We start from the raw sequence: 22,531 nt of genomic DNA, 5'->3' as shown, positions 1-22,531 counted from the left end.
GCCCTTACATTATGGCACATGCAAAGAAGCTGAAACAATACAATTATGCACTGCACATAGGGATTGTAGAGGATACACATCTTATTTTGTAACACATTTCCGAGATAAAGCGTCTTAAAGAGTGTAGGACATCCACATTTGTTATATATAACCAAAAGGGAGCGATATGTTTATGTTTTCATTCAAAAAGGCAGTACCGTTATTGATGATAATGGTAGTTCTACTATCTGCCTGTTCTCAAAACATTGAGGCTTTGCAACAACTTGGTCAAAACAAAGAGGAAAGTAGGGTTGAAAAAGATACTCCGATAACATCCAATGAACCTTCCATAAAATTAGATAAAGAACTAGAAGAAGCCGATACATTTGATCCTATTGTTCTATTTGAGCTGACGGAGGATGATTTTAAAAAGCCTGCAACCGAAATTCCATATTATTCCTTCGGGCGAATCGAATTTATTACTCAAGAAATCATTCAAGGCTTTGCCGAAGGTCATTTCCCATGGAGAGGTTCACCAGACCATGCAGCTGAAATATTAACACAAAATCTGATTCCAGCAGGGGTTTCTCCCGATCAAGTGAGCCATAACAGGATTCGCGTGGAGAATGAGAATCAAGCGGATGAACTTACCATTGTGGAAAAAATCGTTCCTGATCTAGGAACATTTACGATCAGCTTGCAGTTTCATCCAGAAAGTGGCGGAATCTGTTTTATTTCTAAAATTGTTTGGCAGCCAGCAAAACGGTGAATCATCGAGGCCCAGCTTTTGAACCGACCTTTTCAGCGCTCCGGAGCAATGCATCCTCCAGTCGCTTTTTAAAGCGTAATGCTTTTTATTTGAAGTTTATAGGTTGCATTACGATATTAAAGGCGACACACTCCGTTTTTCAGCGCTCCGGAGCTAAGCATCCTCCAGTCGCTTTTTAAATCGTAATGCTCTTTATTTGAATTTTATAGGTTGCATTACGATATTAAAGGCGACACACTCCGTTTTTCGGATGCTTTGCTCCTCCGCTGTAGCTTTTTTTGTTATTGAGTGCGCTACGAAGCAGCGTAGCGGCATCAGCGCTCCGGAGCTAAGCATCCTCCAATCGCTTTTTAAATCGTAATGCTCTTATTTTAATTTTATAGGCAGCATTACGATGTTAAAGGCAACCCACTCCGTTTTTCGGATGCTTTGCTCCTTCACTGTAGCTTTCTTGAATGCAGAACCAATTCCAATAAAGGATTCAAAACTGGGCTTTCAGGACCAAGAAGCTTGGACGCTAGTAGAAAATGAGGAGCGCAGCGTAGGCAGAAAGCTACGTGAGCACCGGAATTTTCGCTAGCGTTCAAGATTCGACGCCGAATCCACTACAACGCCCATCATCGTCATCAAAATCCAGTTTTGAACCTACCTCTTCCAATAAAGGGTTCAAAACTGGGCTTTCAGGACCAAGAAGCTTGGACGCTAGTAGAAAATGAGGAGCGCAGCGTAGGCACTTGCTACGTGAGCACCGGAATTTTCGCTAGCGTTCAAGATTCGACGCCGACTACGCTCCAACGTAACCGCATCGTCATCAAAGTCCAGTTTTGAACCTACCTATAGAATCTCGATGAGGCGTGCTGTGGGTCCTTGCGGGAGCCCCACCACCAACTCCTCCCGCTCAGCATTCCATGTCAGCTCTCCAGCTGCTTGCGCCGGGTAGGCAATGCGCATCGTCGAAGCCTTGTAGCCGCGGCCGGCCAGCGGCAGCACGAGCTGCTCTGCCTCTCCTTTGACTCGCCATACTGCAATAAAGCTACGCTCTTCATGGCGCAAGCCGAGGCATATCCATTCGGACTGATCATTGGGCAAGCCAAGCGGCCAGAATGGCAGTGCTTCTTTTATATAAGGGCGAATTTGCTTGTAATAATCGAGCGCTTCCTTAACCAATGCGAAGCGCGATTTGCTTAGCTCAGCCAAATGTCCGCTTTGGTGCACACGCAGCAGCAAGGCATTGACCATATTAAAGATGACTTCCTCGTCATCGCCTTCGCGCAGCGGATACGACCATACCGCTGCTTGCTCTGGTGTTAGCACGGCTGGCGCTCCTGCTGCAATGGCTGCATAGTGAACGTAGTTCTCCTGATCGCTTGTCGATTGAATGCTGTAGCGGCTAAGCATGGCGTAATCCATGCGCATGCCGCCCGATGAGCAATTTTCGATCACGAGCTCAGGGTATTTGGCAAAGGTTTTATCAAGCCAGCTCAAATAAGCGCGATTATGCTCCAGCAGTCCTGCTCCCGGGCTATCTGCTGCAGTTTCTGTTCCAATGCCTGCATTAATGTTGTAATCCATTTTAATATAGCCTACTCCGTACTCCTCAACTAGCCGCGCAATGACGCTATCGGCATGAGCAATAACCTCCGGGTTGCGGAAGTCAAGCTGGTAGCGGCTGCGATCCTTTACTCTTTGTCCGTGGCGCATGAAGAACCAGCTGTCGTTCGTTTCAGCAAGCTTTGGACTATTGATCCCCATTACCTCAATTTCGAGCCATAAGCCAGGGATCATCTGTTTGCTGCGTATATAGTCCAGTACAAACTTTATGCCTTCAGGGAATCGTTCGCTTGAAGGCAGCCATTCGCCTACACCGTCCCACCATTCACCCGCTGCGTACCAGCCTGCATCAATACAGAAATATTCGCAGCCTGCTTCAGCAGCCGCGTCTATAAGCGGCAGCAGCTTGTCCGTTGTTGGCGAGCCCCATAAGCAATTCATATAGTCATTGAAAATGATGCGCAGCTGCTCATTATCTTCATTAGCACGACGAATCATGCGGCGATAGCGAGTCAACTCGGCAATCGATTGCTCAAAGCCGCCAGCCGCTACGCCAACGGCGACGGGCACAGAAGTGAAGGTTTCACCTGGTTCTAGCTGCTCCCACCAATGATTGTCATGCTCATTTGGCCCGCCTGCGAGCAAGGTAAGCTGATCGACCTGATCGGTGAATTCCCAATGCCATGAACCATTATGCTCAATTTGCCAATACAGCGCCTGCTTGTTTTCTTCATCCTCGAGTACTGCCATCGGCACCGTCTCAGCGCATGACCAAGATCCAGTATTGCTAAACGCAAGCCGCTTCGAGCCGCGATCGATCAAATGCGTCAGCCCAAGCTCTGGCAAGCGATAGCTGCGCCACTGCAGCTCGCTTTGCCATCCGCTATGCGCGATGTAAAGCCGCAGCTTCTCATTGCGATCAAGCTTGCCTTCCTTGCCGAAGCCAGTCAGCGCAAAGCTCGACAAATATTCAAGCGCAACACTTTGCTGACCTTCATTATGCACCACCGTCCAGGTGCGCAGCGTGCGCAAGCCATCATAAAATTGATAATGCTGCTCAGCAGTTACGCCCGTCACTTCATCAAACAGACTAATTACGAGCTTGCGCCCTTGTGCATTGCGACGATCTGTATGCGATCTATACTTCATTCGCAAGCCTGGATATGAGGCGCGATGTGTGCGACCATGATATTCTGCCCGATCCTCTCCCGTCAGCTGCAGCTCAAGCATGCGATAGCCAACCACATCCTGCTCAGTAATAAGCTCCTCCTGCAGCGGAGCGGCACCAAAATGCAGCAATGTTACATCCCCCGACTGTGCAATATGAAAGGTCATAAATATTCCTTGCTCCTCTAACGAAAGCAGCTGTTGCTTCATACTCCATTCCTCCCGCTATTTTTTTTATAATATCGTCATCAAAGGCGGACCTTTTGAGCTTCATCTTCCAATAAGTGTTCAAAAATTCGCCTTTCAGGACCGAGAAGCTTGGACGCTAGTAGAAAACGAGGAGCGCAGCGTAGGCCAATAGCTACGTGAGCACCGCAGTTTTCGCTAGCGTTCAAGATTCGACGTCGAATATACGACGACGCAATACATCGTCATCAAAGGCGGACCTTTTGAACTTCATTTTTAAAAGTAAAGGGGTGTTTAGAGAGCCAGTACACCTGACCCCCAAACACCCCCTCTTGTTGTAGTTCAGCGCTCCGAAGCAATGCATTCCTCCAATTTCATTTTTCGGATTTGCATTGTTCCTTCGCTCTAGTCTAAATGTTATTGAGCAGCACCGAATTGAGTCCATGCTTTTTGGATTTCATCGATCGTTTGCTCTTTCGATTTGCTTTGGCCGATATATGCCTGCATCAGCTCACCGAATTTTTGATGGAATGTATCCAGCGAGTAGTTGACAGACAGATCGCCTGATTTGCCAGTTTTCAAAATTTCCTCCATTTGCTTCGGCATATCCAAATCTGGCAGTGCCGCATCTTTAATTGGAGGAATGACTTTGGCAACCTCAGAGAACCAGCTCTTGCCGTAATCGGATGTGTACAGCCAGTTAAAGAATTCAATTGTTTCCTCTACAACTGGTGAATCCTTGTTAATGCGAAGCGCTTGGTCCGCACCTGTTGCAATCGTTGCCTGCTCAGCTTTGTCGCTGACCGGATAGCCGGCAATTTGCAGCTTGATATCTGGCGTAATTTTTTTGATTGCTTCCTCGTCCCATGCGCCCTTGCCCGTCATAAACGCTGCCTGACCTGTAGCAAAGTCGCTAACCTGCGCATTGCTGTCTCTTTCAAGCGGCTTGCTTGTTCCGTGTGCAACCGTTTTGTCGATAAAGCTGAAGAAGTTGTCGCGCAATACAGGGTGATCTTCAAAAGTAGTTGTTCCTGCAATAAATTGGTCTACCAGCTCTTTTGGCGTAATGCCTGCGTCCTCAGCTGCCGCATTTACGAAATGTTGGAAAATATGCTTCCATACCCACCATTCCTTATACGCATTGGCAAATGGTGTGATACCTGCTGCTTCCAGCTTGGCAATTGCATCATCCAGCTCGGCAGTTGTTTTTGGAATTTCGCTAACGCCAGCCTTCTCCAGCAAATCCATGTTGGCTACAAGGCTCATCAGATTTCCTTTAACCGGCAAGCCCAGCACGCGTCCATCTGTTGACGACATGTTCGCGCGCACCGCATCTGTCATCGCTGCTGCAAGCGGTTGATCCGTCAAATCCGCACTGTATTCAGCAAATGTATCGATGTCGCCGCCAGCCGTTGTTTGGAATACATCCGGCGTTTGACCAGAGGAGATTTTTGATTTCAATACCGTATTGTAGTCAGCCTGCATAATTTCCAAATTAATCGTTACATTAGGCTTAACCTTTTTGTATTCTTCGATATAAGCATGGAATGCTTCAGTATACTCGGGAGAAGCTGTAAACATATAAATCGTAACCTTTTCATCTCCGCCCGCGCCAGGTTCTGTGTTTGTTCCAGTGTTGCCATTGTTCGTTCCACATGCTGACAATAAGCCCACTACAAGCATAAGGCTTACTGCAAGCGCAGAAATTTTCTTTAGCATGTTATTGCCCCCAATCACGAATGTGTTAGCTTACACCTATATTCTAAATAAATCATCCACGCTTCTAAATGTAGATAAGTGAAGAAAAAAGGGTAAAAAAGTGTTCGATCATGACGATTTCACTTTTTCACAGCTTCTGCTTGCTGACGGTATTCGGAAGGCGTCATCTTAACCATATTGCGAAATGCTTTGCTGAAATAGTTTTTATCCCGGTAGCCCAGCATTTCGGAAATCTCTTGAATTTTCAAGCTTCCTTCGGCCAGCAATGCCTTTGCTTTCTCCATCCGCACATGCTGGACGTATTCATGAATGCCTTTGCCGTACTGTTGCTTGAACAGCTTCATTAAGTACTCGCGGCTAAGATAGTATTTTTCAGCAAACATGGTCACTTTAATATCCTCATAGTAATGCTCATCGATATAGTTTTTGATCTCGCTGATTTTAAAGCCAGTGTCCTGCCGCTTTTCCTGGTCAATCAGCTCCTTATAAGCGAGTGCCAGTCGCTGCAGGCTTGCTCCGTATTGCTTAATATCGCTGTAGTCGCCATTGACACTTAGCACGCGAAGCGGATTGCTGCTGCTGATCGGCAGCTTGGAGGAAGGCACGCCAAATTCAAGCGCGATATCATTTAAGATTAAAACGAGCTCGTCCATCAGCTTCTCTGCCTCGCTCAGTTTAAAATGATCAGCACTATGCAGCTGCTCAATAATCGTTTGGCAGAAGCTGCTCAGCATCGCGGTATTGCCTGTCTCCAGCATATGCTTTAACTGATTGACGCGAGCGAGTATTGATTTTTTATCCTGCCCCGTCTCTTCTGACCTTTCCTCATATCGTATAACCGGGATGCCAGCTGCTCGCATTAAATCAAAGCTCAAGGCTGCCCGCTTTGCCTGCTCGTAGCTCGTCGTTAATTGCTGGATCGCGGCAACAGGCATGCCGAAGCCAACGACGATATGAAGCTTGAACAAATCTTTAAGTGTCGCAGTTAATTTGCTCATCTGATGATAAAGCTTGTACAGCATATCCTCGCGGTATTGGCCTTCCATCGATACGATTGTAATAATCTCCCGCTCATGCTTTGGGTTAGCAAAGCTGAAGCTGTTGAAGTAGACGGAAGCAAGATCCTGAATAATATTGGTGATGGCATAGTGCAGCAGGTCGATATCGCCTTTAAATCGTTTCTCCGCCAGCTGCTCCATATTAAGCATCGATATGCTGACTGCGGCAAACAGCTGATTTCCCTGCTCAAAGCCTGTCAGCTTCAGCAAATCCTCACTTAAATAGCTGCTATCGCTGCGGTCGATAAGCGATAAATAAAGCTTTTCCTTCAGACGCGGCAGAGACATGTTTAAGGTGATCGTTTGGTTGATCGTTTCCTGTTCCTTTTGCTTTTTTGCTGCAAGCATATCGGTAGCTTTACGTAATGCCTGGTTCAGATCCTGCCGATTGATCGGCTTCAGTAAATAATCGACAACTCGAGAGCGAATGGCCTGCTTCGTATATTCAAAATCATCATAGCCGCTAATGACGATTGCAATCAGCTCAGGAAATTGCTGCTCAATCATCTGCAGCAGCTGCTTCCCGTTCATTTCAGGCATTTTCATGTCAACTAAAGCGATATCGATCGGATGCTTGGCGAGCAGCTCAAGTGCAGTTTGACCATTGTTTGCTTCATAGATCGTCGCGACATTCAGATCTTCCCACTGACCGAGAATTTTAATTGCCTCGCGCAACGGCTCCTCATCATCAATAATTACGACACTATAATTCATCGTAACTGCCTCCTTCTGGTAGTATGTCCAGCGGCAATGAAATTATCATTTCCGTCAGCTCATTGGCACTATATATACTTAGCTTGGCACTACTGCCATACAGCAGCTTCAGCCTTGCATTCAAATTGACAAGCCCGATGCTTTCCTGCTTATAAAGCGCTTCTTCCCAGTCCTGCTGAAGCCAGCGCTCGATCTCGGCAAGCTTATGCTCGTCAATCGCCGGACCGTTATTGGCTACAACTATCGTCACATGATGATCATCGCGGCTGGCGCGAATTTCAAGCTTGACGGGAGTCGAAACCTTCTCTACACCATGCTTCACCGCGTTCTCAACAAGCGTTTGAATGGACAGCTTCGGAATTTCGATGGTCTTCAAGCTTTCCGACCACTGGTACTCAACGATTAGACGCTCGCCGAAGCGAGCCTTTTGGATCGCTAAATAGTGGCCGATATGCTTAAGCTCCTCCTCTGCTGTAACAATGTCTTTGCCGCTAATGCAATAGCGCAGTGTTAAGGCTAGTGAATCGACCATTTCCACGATTTCAAGCCGCCCTGTTTTCAATGCTTTGGTGGAAACGGCCTGCAGCGCATTATACAGAAAATGCGGATTAATTTCAGCCTCCAACGCTTTCAAAACGGCATTCTTCTCGGCAAGCTTCAATTTGTAGCGCTCGTTAATAAGCTCATTGGTGCGCTTAACCATCGAGTTGAAGCGATGTGATAGATAGGCAAGCTCGTCCGTACCGACGACTTCAAGCGTAGCGTCAAAATCGCCTGAGCCGAATCGCTTCATTTGCGTTGACAGCTTTTTAAGCGGCTTCGTTATTCGATTCGCCAGAATGATCACTAGCAGAACTGCGATTACAAGAAAGCCGATCCCGATCAGCAGGCTGAAGCGCAGCGTTTGCTGGGCGCTGGCATTAATTTGCGAGTAGGGAATCGTCTTGATCAGCTTCCAGCCTTCCTTCTCACCGATATTATATATGGCCAAATGCTTTTGCTCGTTTGCTGTATACGTATATTCGCCTTGCTGCTGCCCGTTCGCTATCGCCTCAATAACCTGCTCCTTTACCAGCTGCGAAAAGCGGGACTGATCCGTAGCGATAAACAGCTCATTGTTCGGGCCGAGCCAAAATAGCTGCTCTTCGTCTTCAATCGGCACATCTTCGATAATATCGTTATAAATGGAGTCATTGTAGTAAAAGGAAATAACAGCTTGCGGCGTCCGCGTGGCGATTGAACGCAGAACGCGATGATAAGCAAAAAAGCCCTTCTCTGTTTTCATGCTGTAGCTGTCCTCATAGCCAGAGAAGGGTAGTGATTGATAGGAGCGATTAAATTGGCTTTCCAGTGCATCCTTATACCAGGGCTGGTTAATGACCGTTGAATCCTCATACGTGGAAATCGTAATATCATTGCGCAGACGCTTCACCTCGTAATATTTTCCGCTGTTAACGAGATACAGGTAAATGCCCTCCAGATCATACTGATTGTAAAATATGCTGCGCAAATAATCCTCAATCAGCATTTTCGACGCGTAGCTGTCGGCTTCATGGACAAAGGCATAGCTCAGCTCATCGAAATTAATTTGCGGCAACGAGCGCTTCTCCATTTCCTTGACATAGTCCTCCAAATTTTGATTGACAAGCATTAAATTGTTGGAGCTGCTGGAGATGATATGCCCGATCGCTTCCTTATGCAGCCGCTGGTATGAAATAAATGTCAGGCTGACGACGACCAGAATAATAATTGCCGAAAACAATATAATAAGCTTATTTACTAAGCGGCTTGCAACATATTCACGCATCCGTTTTATACTCTTCATCTCGTATATCCTTCCTCATCCATCATAGATCGTTCACTTTTTTACCCTTAAGTGACAATGAAAATCCATTTAGCCCCCTGAGGCACATCCCTATAATATGTAATATAACTTCAACTTATCGTGTACTACAAGAAAGAAGGTGCCTTATGTTCAAATTTTTTGGAAGAAAAGGAAAAGACAGACTTGAATTCAGCTTTTTCACAATTCCCGTTATAATCTGTATTGCTGTCGCTTTCTATATTCCATTTTTTATGACGATCAGATACTCTCTAATGAACTGGAACGGAATTTCAAGCTCGCCTACTTTTATCGGATTTGATAACTATAAGCAAATTTTTATGGGCGACGCAAATTTTGCTAACGCCTCCTGGTTCACTATTAAATACGCTATTTTGTATATTGTGCTGGTCAATGTGCTGGCAATCGGGCTTGCTCTACTGTTGAATATGAAGCTGAAAACGTCTACCTGGCTAAGAGCTGCCTTCTTTATTCCATATATTTTAAGCTTGGTTATCGTCGGCTTTATTTGGAAGTTCATCTTTATGCAAGGCTTTGAATCGCTAAGCCGAAGCACCGGCTGGGGCATCTTTGAGCTTAGCTGGCTGGGCGATCCGAATTTGGCGTTTATTTCGATATTGCTCGTTTCGATCTGGCAATCCGTCGGGTTTTACCTTGTTATTTATATCGCGGGCTTGCAAGCCGTGCCTGATGATTTGAAGGAAGCTGCTGTCGTGGACGGAGCTGGGCCAATTCGCCGCTTCTTTAGCATTACGCTGCCGCTGTTGGCGCCTTCGATTACGATTTCGGTGTTTATGGCTTTGACCAATTCGATTAAAGTGTTCGATGTTATTTTGTCACTAACAGCCGGTGGTCCGGGCGGAACAACCTACAGTGTCGCCTATGACATTTATCGTGATACGTTCCAAAACAATTTGTTCGGCTACGGTACAGCTAAAGCGATTGTACTGTTCGTCGTGGTGCTCATTATTACGATTATCCAGCTGGCATTATTCAAACGCAGGGAGGTTGAGGCGTAATGCAAAAACGTGGAATAGTTGGAAAGGTTGCATTAGAAGTCATTTTAGTGCTGTGTTCGCTGCTGTTTTTATATCCGTTGTTTCTGGCGATCAACAACTCCTTTAAATCCTTTGGCGAAGTGATGCGCGATGTAATCGCCTTGCCTGAAAAGCTGATGCTGGACAACTACGCTTATGTATGGAAGTTTATTGATTATCCAAGATTGTTTACCAACAATGTCGTCATAACTGTGCTTGGGTTGGCAGGGATTATATTCGTGTCCTCCATTGCCGCCTACAAGCTGGCACGTACCAAATCGCGCATGAGCATTCTGATTTATATGCTGTGCATAATGCCGATGCTGATTCCATTTCAATCAATCATGCTGAGCGTTGTTCAGCTCGCTAATACATTGAATTTATCGCAAAGCACGGTTGGTCTTGGCTTGCTGTACTGGGGCTTTGGCGCTCCGCTTGCCGTCTTTATCTACCACGGCTTTGTAAAGGGAATTCCGCGAGAAATCGACGAAAGTGCTACAATTGACGGCGCTTCAGGCTTCAGATTGTATTTCTCGGTTATTTTCCCGCTATTGAAATCCGTTACAACAACGATTATTATTATTGATGTTATGTGGATCTGGAACGACTTCCTGCTTCCATTGCTTATGGTCAACAGCTCGCCAAGCACGAAAACATTGACGCTGGCAGCGTACACCTTTGTCGGCCAATATACTTCAGATTGGCAATATGCGATGACAGCGATGGTTATGGCCGTACTGCCTTCCATCATCGTGTTCATGTTCTTGCAAAAATATATTGTAAAAGGCGTTGTAGCAGGCGCTGTCAAAGGCTAATTCTCCCCCTTGGTATAATGATTTGAACAGAATAAGCCGATATAATAGCTGAGTCTTTCACAGACTCGGCTATTATTTGTGTAAATGAGCAATAATAATAAAGTAGGGAGATGTACAGTATGGATGTAGCAGCAGCTTCAATCTCTAACAGCTTGACCTCTGTAAAGCAAGAAGTTTCAATCAGTCTGCTAAAGAAGTCGATGGATGTCAATAAAGATATCGCGTCGCAATTGATTACAAAAGTGCTGGAAGGCAGTCTTGACCCCAATCTCGGAAAACAGCTGGATATTCGAGTGTAAGACGGAAAGGAAATAAAGTTTTGCTGGATTACGTTCAACCAATTGTTGTGGCATTAATTATTTTTGCGTTTATAGCCATGGTGAGCTTTTTGCCATGGCTAATCTACATTTATCGCAAAATCGGCTTTTTCCCCTTATCGTCAACGATCATTGTGTTTTCGTTCATATTTTATTTTTTGGCGGCGTTTTTGCTTACGATGCTGCCGCTGCCGGATACGATCCACAATTGCACCGTTAAGCCTGGGGGAAGGACCTACTATTCGTTTGTTCCGTTTCAGTTTGTGAAGGATTTACTGCGTGAAACGAATGTAGATTGGCACAGACCTGCAACCTATGTATCCTTGCTAAAAGAACGGGCATTTTTACAAGCGTTTTTTAATTTACTGCTGCTTATGCCGTTAGGCGTATATTTACGCTACTACTTCCAGGCGCGCAAAGCATGGTGGAAGGCATTGCTTATTATATTCGCAGTTACGCTGGGCTATGAAGTAACACAGGTTACAGGCATATACGGCATCTATGATTGCCCGTATCGTTTGTTCGACGTCGACGACCTGATGTTGAATACAGTTGGCGGCATACTCGGCTTTTTTATTGCGCCAATTTTGCTCGCCCTGTTCCCGACGCGAGCGAATATTCAGCAAAAGGCAGCCGAGCTGCTGGAAAGAGATGAAGTCCGCAATATGCCTATATTGCTCGCCATGCTGCTTGATGTTTTGCTTGTTCAAATTATTTCGCGCATAGCAGCAAGCATAAGCGGCAGCTCGGACATATGGAGCATGCTGGCGATTCATACGGTAACGCTGTTTGTTTTCCTTGTTATCATACCGCTCATTTGGCGCGGTCAGACCTTAGGCAGCAAATTTATGCGCTTCCGCTTTACAAGCTCCAAGCTAGCACGCAAGCTAATAAAACGGTATCTCGCTGTCTTTCTTATCTATGCGGTCGCCTTTGTCGCTCAAGTATTCAATCGCATTGAAGCTGATTTCGAGTCCTCGACGTATGTGCTTTCAATTGCTTTCAATGTTTTAGGGTTGTTACTATCATTCGTGATGTTCATCGTGCTGGTCGTGCACATTATACTTGTGCTCATTAGCAAGGAGCAGCGCCGCTTCTTCTTTGATGTATATGCAGGGCTTGGTACGACTCGCAAGACCCACGAATCAGATGCTGATCAGCAAAGCTGATCGCCAATGCCTGGGTCATACCGCAATTAAATAAAACCGCCGCTTTCGCAGGACAATGAGATCAAATCGACCTTGTTCTGCTGTAAAGCGGCGGTTTTTTGTTTGACTGTTATTGACAATAGATACGGATTATGATTTACTATATATGAGCATATGTTCATATATTAATTATACAACTTGCATGCAGTGATTAGCGTATTGATTTTGTTCAGAAAACATAACCTGTAGTCAATGACAACTGCATGAACGCTTAAAGGAGAGAGGGATTATGTCATCAAATAAAAGCTGCAGCCACGAGCATGAGCATGATCATAACAGCCATGCTAAGCAAAGTCAGCATAAGCACACTCACGATTCACATGATCACAGCCACCATCACGGACATGGTCATGGCCATGATCACAGTCATGGACTGCTGCATCATCACGGCTCTGCAAGCGGCAATCGCCAAGGGCTGATCATTGCTCTTATTATTACAACTGTCATTATGGTGCTAGAATTTATTGGCGGACTAGTAACGAACAGCTTGGCGCTGCTATCCGACAGCGGCCATATGCTTAGCGACAGCAGCTCGCTGCTGCTCAGCTTGATCGCCTTCTGGTTTGCTGCCAAAGCAGCATCGCCAAAGCGCACCTTCGGCAATCATCGCTTTGAAATACTCGCCGCCTTGCTTAACGCCGTCACGCTTTTTGTTGTAGCAGGCTTCATTATTGTTGAAGCAATTGAACGCTTTGTAGAGCCGCCAGAGGTAGCTAGCGGAACGATGATTTTGATTGCTTGTATCGGCCTCGTCGCCAATATGCTGTCCGCTTATTTCCTAATGCGCAAAGGCGATGTGGAGCATAATTTGAATATGCGCTCGGCCTACCTGCATGTAATTGGCGATATGCTCGGCTCTATTGGAGCGATTGCTGCAGGGCTAATTATGCTAGCCTTTAACTGGTACTATGCCGATCCAATTATTAGCGTGCTGGTTGCGCTGCTCATTTTAAGAAGTGCATGGGGAGTGCTGAAGCAAAGCCTTCATATTTTAATGGAGGGAGCGCCTGCCCGTCTTGATCAGCAGCAGGTGAAAGCAAGCCTGCTCCGCTTGCCGCATGTAATTGATGTGCATGACTTGCATATTTGGACGATTACCTCACAAATGGAATCGTTAAGCTGCCACATCGTCGTCGAAGATGATGCTGATCAGCAGGTCGTGCTCTGTGAAGCGATCAAGCTTGCCAAAGAGCAATTCGGCATCGCTCACTCTACGTTCCAGATCGAAACATCTGCCACCGAGCATGATCCATGCGCTGCAGCTATGGCGCCTCAAACCTAGCGAAGCTGCTTCATGCAGCGTGCGATCATTGCGAGCATTCTTCTGTGTAAATGCAAAGACGGCAAGCTCTGCTTCTTTACCAGCAAAGCCTGCCGTCTTATTTGCAATGGATTAACCCGCTCAAACTATGTTTGAGTTCACTGCCCTTCCTGATCATTCTCTGCCTGCGGCGCAGCAGCTAATGCCGCTACTATTTGCTGCATGCCTGCCTGCGTTGTTTTCATCAGCTTCTTGAATTGCTCAGCCTGCTCGGAATCCGGTGCCTGCTGTACAGCCTGTGAAGCCTGCGCCATTAAATAAACGAGCTCGGACCAATCCTGCATAAAGCTTTTCAATTGCTGCTTCGGATGTCTGCCGAACTGCTGCATGCCGCTTCTCTCACGATGATGGTGCTTCCAGCGTTCCTCCTCTCCCGTTGCCTGCTGGCTGCGTTCTTCTAAATGGTTTTTCCCTGCTTCAGTAATTTGATATAGCTTCTTGCCGTCTGCATCGCTGGAGCTGATGTAGCCCATATCCTCTAGCAGCTGCAAATTTGGATAGATTGAGCCCGCACTAGGTACATACAAGCCGCCTGTTTTTTCTTCCATAGCTTTCATTAATTGATAGCCATGCATCGCTTGCTCTGCCAGCAGCTCAAGCAGAGCGAATTTAAATTGACCGCGCTCGAAAAAACGTTTGCCTTCACCTCTTCGACCGTAGCCTCCCCGCTCGCCGCCATGACGGAATCTTAAAAATTCCATGTCTTCTCCATGTCTGGCATAGCTCATTTTTCGATGCAAACGATGACGGTGCTGACCGTCTTCATAGTGGTGATTAAAACCCTTCATACATATATCACTCCTCAATACGATATATCGTAATAATATAACGATATATCGTATTGAGTCAATCTTTATTTAAATTTTATCTCTGTTCCAAAGCGAGCAGCACCTTTACTGCTTCCGCGCGAGTCAGCAGCCCTTTAGGATCAAAGCGATCTTTTCCTTTGCCTTCAATGATCTCCGCTGCCGTTGCTTTGCCGATCGCATCAAGCGCCCACTGTGAAATCGTCTCAGCATCAGCATAGCTAATTTCAGCTTGATCAAGCTCAGTTCCAAGCTTATATTCGAGTGCGCGTACGAGCAGTACTGCCATTTCCTCACGCGTAATCGAACGGTTTGGTGCGAATGTATGCTCATTCAATCCGTTGATCAGCCCAGCCTCATAGGCGCCTGCTACAGCAGAAGCATACCAGCTGCCGGCCTCAACATCAGCGAACGAAGTTGCCGCGCTAGAGGAGAGACTGAAGATACGCGCAACGATCATCGTAAATTCCGCTCGCGTAATCGCGCCATTCGGATCAAATGCATCTAGCGACTTTCCTTCAACAAGCTGCTTTGCCGCAGCCTGCTTAATCAGTTCAGCTGCCCAATGCGAGTTATCGACGTCGGTAAAATGCTTCATATAGCTGGCTACTACATACGTACCAGCTTCGTCTGTCGCCAGCTGATACGAGCCGTCAACCAGCTTCGCCGATACATACTGCAATTTACCATCATCAAGCACCCGATAAACATTAGTTAGCCCCTCGTCTTGTTCAGCCGCAGACAGCTTAAGCGCTGTCCCCGCTCCTAATGAAATCAGCTTGCTTGTTTCACCCGCTGCTGTTTTACCAGTTGCTTCAATGCTGACTGGAGCTGTTAGCAGCTTGACCTCTGCTGCCAGCTGCTTCGCTTGTTCAGTAATCATTTGCGATACAGCTGATCCCGCCTCTGCCAGCTTCAGCTCAATCGTGGCATACTGCTCAGACCAAGCCTGCAGCTGAGCTGCCGTAATCGTTAGCTGTGTATCTCCAGCAGCAATAGAAACCGGTTTGCTTAGCTGATCTGGTGTTAATTGAATCGTCGCATCTGCCTTTTCCAAAGCAATCTTGTACTGATCACCTGACAAATAACGCTCATCAACTCGAATGATGCTGCTGTCTGCAACAGGGGCTTCTGTGCCAGGATGCGGATTGACTACAACAGGCGCTGGAGCAGCAAGGATAAATGTGCCGCCAGCAGAACGTGCAGGCAGCTCAAGCGTAACTGTCCGCTCTGCGCTTACCGTTACCATCTCGCCGCTGTACAGATCCTTCAAGCGTGTGCCAGCTGCCGCAGCAACCGCAAAGCTGACTGTTTGTTCACTGTCGCTTGTATTAATGCCAACATAAACCTCATCGCCCTTATAGGCTCGTTCGAATACGATGTATTGATCAGCATCGCCGCCAGCCAGCTTCGTACGTGTTCCTTTAGCAAATACTTTGGAATATTGCGCACGAGCCGCCAGCACCTTCTGATAGTGCGTCAGCATATCACTGCGCTGCTCAAGCTCCTCCCATGGCATATCATAGCGATTGGAGCCCAGATTGCCATTGTCGAAATTAGCATTCGTTCCAGACATGCCAAGCTCTTCCCCATAATAGATGACAGGCTGTCCTTTTGCTGTAATTTGCAAGGTCGCTGCAATTTTTTGCTTGCTTAAATCGCCCTGCGCAAACGTAGCAAGGAAGCCGTCCTCGTCATGGCTGCTAAGGAATTGACCGAAGGTGGCCGCACTATTCAGCTTTTCATTTCTCGCTTGCAGCCTTTGCTCAACGGAATCGATTCTGCCATTAATAAAGTCGCCAGCAATATGCTTAAAGTTGAAATCCAGCAAGGAATCCATCATGCCTGAGCCAAGATAGCCACGCTGATCATCAACATAAGCACTGTACACCTCGCCAATCAGCTTGAATTCAGGGCTTACTTTAGTAAGCTCATTCTTGAAATGCATCCAGGTTGCATTTTCCACATGCTTGACCGTATCAACACGGAAATAATCAATCGTATCGCCGCGGTCGGTACGGGCACGCTGCAGCCAATCGACCTGCCATTGTACGATTTGCTCACGAACGCCAGGGTCTTCGGTTACAAGATCAGGCAAGCCTGCCAGCTCGCCCAGCACCTCATGATCCGGCACTGGTGATGTACGAATCATTCCATCAAATACGGCCTGCTCCTCTTCCGTTGGATAGTTGCTAACATCAAGCCGTTCTGATTGCGAATTCATTCCGTAGCCGACATGATTAATGACGACATCAACCATAATTTTAATGCCGCGATCATGCGCTTTATCAATCAGCTCCTTGAATGTATCAAGATCGCCCAAATGCTCGTCCAGCTTCGTAAAGTCCTTCGCCCAATAGCCATGATAGCCGTACTGATATTCCCAGCTTTGACCATTGCCGACGTTCCAGTCAATATTGTCCACGATTGGCGTAATCCAGATCGTGTTGATGCCCAGCTCCTGCAAATAATCCAGGCGATCGATAATGCCCTGGAAGTCGCCGCCATGATACGTTTGCAGATGCTCCTTATCGTAATTTTCCCCATTCGGATCATTATTGCTCTCATCGCCGTCATTAAAGCGGTCAGTCAGCATAAAGTAAATGCGTGCTTCATCCCAATCAAAATCATGGCTATTGCTGACATGCCTTGGCTGTACCGTTACTTGCGCAGCAAAGCGATGCTCGACGTTGTTACTGTCTACTATGATGACAGGGATTGTTTTCTCCCCTGCCGTTACAGCATCCGCAACCGATAACGTCAACGCTTTGAGCTGCTTGTCGATTTCCACATCAGCCCTGCCGCCAAGCGCGGTTAAATCAGCATAGATGCGGCTAATATCTGCTGCAGGCGCATCAGTTTCAATCGTTAAAATGCTGTGAGTATTGTAGTTGAATGCTTGTGGCGTAGCTGATGCCGTCGCTTCAATATCAATGACACGGTAAACAATTTTGGAGACGCCATCTACCGTGTTTTTCGGATCGTTAATCTCCACTTGCTTGCCATCAATCGTAGCCAGGAATGTATACGGATATTCGCCTTCCTCAAGCCCTTCCAGAGTATAGTAATAATATTCTCCGGCTTCGTCATACGCCATCGGATAGGTTTGCCCGTTGATCGCAAGCTTGACCTCGCTTAAGCGATGCTGCTCATTGCTGCGATACAGCTCGTCATTACGATAGTAGAACGTTACATCACTGCCAGTGATAACCGGACCAGAAATGTATGCAGTCTGGGCAAAGCTTGCTTGACCGCTCGTCAGCTTGACTACAACGAAGCTTTCATCCAATCGCACATTAACTACACGATCCGCTTCAGTATCCTTTTCCAGCCACTGATCACCGCCGCGGCGCACAATAAAACCAATCTGGGTAACGGCAGGGCCGATTTCCACCAGTGCGATAGCTTTGCCGTCCTTAACCGTAAATGGCATCGCGTCATTTTGCACGCCTGTATTCCATACCCACATATCCCATTCACTATAGTCTTGATCAGGACGCGAGTATTCGAATTGAATATACCGCTTCACATAAGGCTTAACCTCAATCGTATAGCTTGCGGAAATCGTACCAATCTCCGCAGTAATCGTTGCACGGCCAGCACTTACCCCTGTAACAAGCCCCGAGCTGTTGACCGTTGCAATCGAAGTGTCGCTGCTTTTCCAGCTTAGCAGCGGGCTGCTAATCACTTGATCGAATTGATCCTTGACGGCTGGCATCAGCTTTGTTGTAAAGCCTTCATAGACAAAGCTCTCGCCCTGCAAGGTAAGCGCTGCCGGAACCAGCTTTGCGACATGCAGCTCAATGGATTTGCTCAATCCGCCTAATGTTGCAGTAATCGTTGTCACGCCATTGCCAAGCGCTATAATGCGGCCTGAAGACGAGACAGCAGCGACTGCTTCATTCGATGAGCTCCACACAATTGGCTGGCCCGCCATCGTCCGTCCTTGCTGATCCTTTACAACAGCAGTCGCAACCGTTTCCTTGCCTGCCTCAATTGCTTTTCTCGCGATATTGAGCTCAATTGATGCCGGTTTTGCCTCATAGTCATTGCTTTCATCGTACAGCACCATCATGGAGATCGGCTCAACTGTAACGCTATCGCTGACTGTCGCAAGCGCTGCTGTACCAGCTGCCGATTCATCAACGACAATTTTCCACTCTCCTGCAGGCAGCGATAGCGAGCGAGCCTCGCCAGCTCCGTTGTACACAACGATAATGTTTTTCCATGCATCGTAGTTGGCATGCTCGCCCAGCTTGAAGGCTACAATGCCATTGTCGCGTTGAAGCACCTGCAGCTTGCTGTTGATTTCCTCCTTCGTCGTCATGCGGAAGGCCGGATGCTCCTTGCGCAGCTTGATCAAGCCTTTATAGTATTCATTTACGTCAGTAAAGCTTGCCTTATTGCTCCAGTTAATCTGGTTGACGGCATCTGGACTGCGATAGCTGTTATGATCGCCATACTTGCTGCGCAGCAGCTCGTCGCCAGCATGAATGAACGGTATGCCCTGCGAGGTCAATACGATGCCGTTAGCGAGCAAGGAGCGCTTGACCGTTTCATTTTCCAGCACATGCTCTGGATCGATATCGCGATAAGGCTTGGCATTGGCAACTGCCTCGGCAACATCGCCACCGTCTACCAGCACCCCATCCTTAATATTGAGCATGCCAAGCTCTTCAAACAAGCCTTGCGTATTCAATACTTTATCCCATAAATTCAAGTTATCATGCGCAGTTACATAGTTAATTGTTTCAGTTGGAGCAGCGGTAAAATCGTCTGTAGCGCCTTTAATGCCATGCACCAGACCATCCACTGTATCCAGATTACCTGTAGCAAAGCCTTTGCCGTCCCCGTCGCTATCCCCTTTTATTGCTGATCTGAAGTTGTCGTTGAAAACGGCAAAGTCAAGATTTTTTTGCGACCCCTTTACTGTTTGCTCTGAGCCTGGCAGTGGTGTTGAGCCTCCCATCCACGGCTCGCCGTAAATAAGAATGCTAGGGTCAACCTCGCTGTGCAGCTCCTCTGTTAATTCCTTCATTGTCGTCGTATCTATAATCCCCATCAAGTCAAAGCGGAAGCCGTCCACATTGTATTCCTTCGCCCAATAGCTGACGGAATCCTTAATATATTTGCGTACCATCGGACGCTCTGTTGCAATTTCATTGCCTACGCCAGAGCCGTTGGAATACGAGCCATCGCTGTTGGTTCGGTAGTAATAGCCCGGAACAATTTTGTTGAATGGGCCATCCTCAATCGAATACGTATGATTGTATACGACGTCCATTACGACACGAATGCCTTTTTCATGCAGCGCCTGCACCATTTGCTTGAATTCTGTAATTCTCGCAGTCGGGTTGGCTGCATCGGAAGAATATGAGCCTTCAGGCACATTATAATTTTGCGGATCATAGCCCCAGTTGAATTTCGGATTGCTGGAAGCCGGGTCATTAACAGTCAATTCATTAACCGTCTGGAAATCGTAAGCAGGCAGCAAATGTACATGTGTAATGCCAAGCTCGGCCAAATGATCGATTCCAAGCGCATTGCCATGCTCATCTACAAGCCCTGTTTCCGTAAATGCAGCATATTTGCCTTTGTTTGCCTCACTGACCCCGGAGCTGTCGCTAATCGAAAAATCGCGAATATGCAGCTCATATATAATCGCATCAGTTGCATTTATGAATGGCGGCTTGCTGTCCTGCTGCCAGCGATCCGGGTCCGTTGCAGCCAAATCAACAATCGCTGTTCTAGCGCCATTTGCGGCAACTGCACGCGCATATGGATCAACGACATAATTGCTTGTGCCGTCTGCAAATTCAACGCGATACATATAATACTTGCCGGCCAGATCTCCATTGACTGTCCCTGACCAAACACCGTTGCTGCTCCGTTCAAGCGTTACTTCTACACCGCCTGTATGATCAACAACTTTGCCAGCGCTATTGTATTGGCCCGCATCGTCATAGATCGCCACAGCAACCTCGGAGGCAGTCGGCGCCCAAAGCTTGAAGGTGCTTGCTGTCTTATTGTAGCTTAAGCCAAGGTCGCTGCCATTATAATAAAATTGCTTGTCGTCAAGCACATTGCGGTAAACGAGCCTTGTACCCGTTAATTCAGCATGCCCCACCGTATACGCTTTCGTTACATCGATTTCATTCGCTGCTACCGTTAAGCGATAGCGGCGATCACCCAGCCTGCGAGCAGCAGCCTCAATTTTGCTGTTATCGGCTGAATTCTCAATATAGAAGTGCTCCAATTGCTCATCTGCAAGCTCTTTCGTAGTCGCAACATCAATCGTTGTCAACGAATCCATATAGGCGGATTGGATTGTCTCCCCAAGGTTCAGCTCCTCAAAGCTGTAGTACACCTTCGTATCGCCTTCCACCAGCCACACGTCAACCGCATTTTGCCCAGCAGGCATCGTAATGATGCGGTCCGGCTCTTGCGAGCTCCAGCTGCCTGGACGTGTAATGACGTAAATGCTGCCGGCAAAGCTGGTAATCGCCGTTGTCGCAAAGCCGTTTTCGTCTGTTCCGCTAAAATCGACCTCACGGCCGTCGCGGCCATCCTCCCATGTCCAAATATCCCATTCTGTTTGCTTGCCGTCATACCTAAAGTAATGGATATTGTAAGTATTCAAAGCGCCAGGATCCTTCTCAGTTGTAAATGTAATGATCTTATCCTCCGCTAGTCCTGCAATCGCTCCTGCAGGAATGGTGACTGTATAAGCAGTATCGTATTTCAAGCGTTCAAGCAGCTTGATTGCAATTGCATTATTCGCAATGCTTGCTTCTGTAGGCACTATGCTGTCCCCAGCGCTTACAATTGGCTGCAGGCTCTCGTCGGCCCAAGCAAGCTCGCCCAGAAAGCCAAGCGTAATGTCGCTCAGCTCGACACTTACATCGTATTCCCCATTGCCAGGCGTGGAGCCTGTCATTACCAGCTCAGGCTGTGCAAAGCTGATCGAATAGGCTTGTGTGTAATTCGCCAGCGTATTCGGCTCAGCGGATTGCTGCCACGAATCTGTAATCATGTTGTCAGGTGTTTCAGGGATAACATCGAAAGCGCCATGTTCCGCGCCTTCATTGCCGCTCAGCACAGCAATCGCTTGAACGGTGTCTCCTTCCCCAAGGCCTAATAGTGCAAGAGGAATGCGGCCTTCAAAGCCTGTTTGAATAGAATTGGCAAATTGCGCACCGTTACTCTCTCCCCAGCTTGCTGCAAGCGGATTGCTCAGGTCAGAGGAAGCATAGACAGCAGCGCCATTTAGCTCGTTCGTTTGCTTAATGCGACTTAACACATGGAAATCCGGCTTATGCTCTGCCGTGCTAAAATTAAAGGCCGTTCCCCAAGGAGCTGCAGCTTCGCTCTGCGCTCCAGCTCCACCATTGATTGACAACGCCAGGTTGAGATAAAAGCCGTTATCTCCCCAATTATCCACCTTTACAGCGTCCACCCAGTAATATAAATAGGTGCAATCATTCGTTATTTTCAAGTTATTAATTTGGTAGCCTTGCCAGCCAGCCGTTTCAGAGCTGCCAAGCACAGGAACGCTATTCCATAAATCGTCCTTCACACCGTCTACCGTAATGTAGCTGCATGCACTGTCAGAACTCGCTTCTGCAGCGTGAACCTGAGTTTGTGCGAGTGGAAACAGCGAGAATAATAAGGCAATAATTGATAAAATTGCAACCCACTTTTGCTGCTTGCCAAACATGTTAGCCCTCCATTCTTCTTCTTAAATTTGTTAAGATAACATTGTGCAAACGATTGCATTTTCTAGTAAGAAAAACTGCACATTTTGTGCAGCTGCAATGATGCTTTGCTCATTTTTCAAGAAGACTGAACTAATGCTGACAAAATCTGTGCAATCGTTTTCATACAATATGATAGTAGAGCCTTCCTCTATTGTCAATCATTATTTAAACGCTTTCATTATTACTCTATCGCATAACAGCAGACAATATTTCCTCCTGTCGCGTTTTAAATCCTCTTGCTCTTATTAATTTGGATGCAAGAGGATTTAAGGCGACCCACGTTC

General features: G+C 47.0%; 12 protein-coding genes. 6 read left to right on the top strand and 6 right to left on the bottom strand.

The features are described from left to right. Positions 1 to 172: 172 nt before the first annotated feature. The gene (locus KJS52_RS10465) at positions 173 to 748 is read left to right on the top strand and encodes a hypothetical protein (RefSeq protein ID WP_213514731.1); all 576 of its coding nucleotides are present in this window, start codon (positions 173 to 175) and stop codon (positions 746 to 748) included. Between the two features lie 834 nt (positions 749 to 1,582). Here KJS52_RS10465 and KJS52_RS10460 read toward each other — a convergent pair. The 4 genes from KJS52_RS10460 to KJS52_RS10445 form a co-directional block, all read right to left on the bottom strand. After that, positions 1,583 to 3,676, bottom strand: coding sequence for a glycoside hydrolase family 36 protein (locus KJS52_RS10460; protein WP_213514729.1), 2,094 nt, complete (start codon positions 3,674 to 3,676; stop codon positions 1,583 to 1,585). A gap of 393 nt (positions 3,677 to 4,069) precedes the next feature. After that, positions 4,070 to 5,371 carry an ABC transporter substrate-binding protein gene (locus tag KJS52_RS10455; protein ID WP_213514727.1) on the bottom strand — a complete coding sequence of 434 codons (1,302 nt, stop codon included), beginning with the start codon at positions 5,369 to 5,371 and terminating at the stop codon, positions 4,070 to 4,072. 119 nt (positions 5,372 to 5,490) lie between these two features. Then, positions 5,491 to 7,143: a response regulator transcription factor gene (locus KJS52_RS10450; protein WP_213514725.1), complete on the bottom strand. Its 1,653-nt coding sequence runs from the start codon at positions 7,141 to 7,143 to the stop codon at positions 5,491 to 5,493. Then, the gene (locus KJS52_RS10445) at positions 7,133 to 8,968 is read right to left on the bottom strand and encodes a sensor histidine kinase (RefSeq protein WP_213514723.1); all 1,836 of its coding nucleotides are present in this window, start codon (positions 8,966 to 8,968) and stop codon (positions 7,133 to 7,135) included. Before KJS52_RS10445 ends, KJS52_RS10450 begins: the two co-directional genes overlap by 11 nt. 146 nt (positions 8,969 to 9,114) lie before the next feature. Here KJS52_RS10445 and KJS52_RS10440 point away from each other — a divergent pair, with 146 nt between their 5' ends. From KJS52_RS10440 to KJS52_RS10420, 5 genes are all read left to right on the top strand, one after another. Further along, entirely contained in the window at positions 9,115 to 10,005 is an 891-nt protein-coding gene (locus KJS52_RS10440) for a carbohydrate ABC transporter permease (RefSeq protein WP_213514722.1), read from the top strand. Next, positions 10,005 to 10,838: a carbohydrate ABC transporter permease gene (locus KJS52_RS10435; RefSeq protein ID WP_213514720.1), complete on the top strand. Its 834-nt coding sequence runs from the start codon at positions 10,005 to 10,007 to the stop codon at positions 10,836 to 10,838. Before KJS52_RS10440 ends, KJS52_RS10435 begins: the two co-directional genes overlap by 1 nt. A 119-nt stretch (positions 10,839 to 10,957) precedes the next feature. Continuing rightward, positions 10,958 to 11,137: a YjfB family protein gene (locus tag KJS52_RS10430; RefSeq protein WP_213514718.1), complete on the top strand. Its 180-nt coding sequence runs from the start codon at positions 10,958 to 10,960 to the stop codon at positions 11,135 to 11,137. Positions 11,138 to 11,157: 20 nt separating this feature from the next. Then, complete coding sequence (locus KJS52_RS10425; RefSeq protein ID WP_213514716.1) at positions 11,158 to 12,324, top strand: VanZ family protein; 1,167 nt, start codon at positions 11,158 to 11,160, stop codon at positions 12,322 to 12,324. A 268-nt stretch (positions 12,325 to 12,592) separates the two neighbouring features. Next, positions 12,593 to 13,645, top strand: a complete 1,053-nt coding sequence (locus tag KJS52_RS10420; protein ID WP_213514714.1) for a cation diffusion facilitator family transporter — start codon at positions 12,593 to 12,595, stop codon at positions 13,643 to 13,645. A 137-nt stretch (positions 13,646 to 13,782) separates the two neighbouring features. Here KJS52_RS10420 and KJS52_RS10415 read toward each other — a convergent pair whose 3' ends face one another. Together KJS52_RS10415 and pulA are read right to left on the bottom strand one after the other, a co-directional pair. Continuing rightward, positions 13,783 to 14,472: a PadR family transcriptional regulator gene (locus KJS52_RS10415; RefSeq protein ID WP_213514712.1), complete on the bottom strand. Its 690-nt coding sequence runs from the start codon at positions 14,470 to 14,472 to the stop codon at positions 13,783 to 13,785. A gap of 76 nt (positions 14,473 to 14,548) precedes the next feature. Continuing rightward, entirely contained in the window at positions 14,549 to 22,207 is a 7,659-nt protein-coding gene (pulA, locus tag KJS52_RS10410) for a type I pullulanase (protein WP_213514710.1), read from the bottom strand. Positions 22,208 to 22,531 lie beyond the last annotated feature (324 nt).

Source organism: Paenibacillus montaniterrae (assembly GCF_018403185.1).
In the GTDB taxonomy this organism is placed as follows: domain Bacteria; phylum Bacillota; class Bacilli; order Paenibacillales; family Paenibacillaceae; genus Pristimantibacillus; species Pristimantibacillus montaniterrae.
The sequence above is the reverse complement of the archived record's forward strand: the minus strand, read 5'-3'. Positions and strand labels throughout refer to the sequence as shown.

Coding starts and splice junctions, on each gene's coding strand:
- KJS52_RS10465 (WP_213514731.1), top strand. CDS start 173: ATGTTTTCATTCAAAAAGGCAGTACCGTTATTGATGATAATGGTAGTT.
- KJS52_RS10460 (WP_213514729.1), bottom strand. CDS start 3,676: ATGAAGCAACAGCTGCTTTCGTTAGAGGAGCAAGGAATATTTATGACC.
- KJS52_RS10455 (WP_213514727.1), bottom strand. CDS start 5,371: ATGCTAAAGAAAATTTCTGCGCTTGCAGTAAGCCTTATGCTTGTAGTG.
- KJS52_RS10450 (WP_213514725.1), bottom strand. CDS start 7,143: ATGAATTATAGTGTCGTAATTATTGATGATGAGGAGCCGTTGCGCGAG.
- KJS52_RS10445 (WP_213514723.1), bottom strand. CDS start 8,968: ATGAAGAGTATAAAACGGATGCGTGAATATGTTGCAAGCCGCTTAGTA.
- KJS52_RS10440 (WP_213514722.1), top strand. CDS start 9,115: ATGTTCAAATTTTTTGGAAGAAAAGGAAAAGACAGACTTGAATTCAGC.
- KJS52_RS10435 (WP_213514720.1), top strand. CDS start 10,005: ATGCAAAAACGTGGAATAGTTGGAAAGGTTGCATTAGAAGTCATTTTA.
- KJS52_RS10430 (WP_213514718.1), top strand. CDS start 10,958: ATGGATGTAGCAGCAGCTTCAATCTCTAACAGCTTGACCTCTGTAAAG.
- KJS52_RS10420 (WP_213514714.1), top strand. CDS start 12,593: ATGTCATCAAATAAAAGCTGCAGCCACGAGCATGAGCATGATCATAAC.
- KJS52_RS10415 (WP_213514712.1), bottom strand. CDS start 14,472: ATGAAGGGTTTTAATCACCACTATGAAGACGGTCAGCACCGTCATCGT.
- pulA (WP_213514710.1), bottom strand. CDS start 22,207: ATGTTTGGCAAGCAGCAAAAGTGGGTTGCAATTTTATCAATTATTGCC.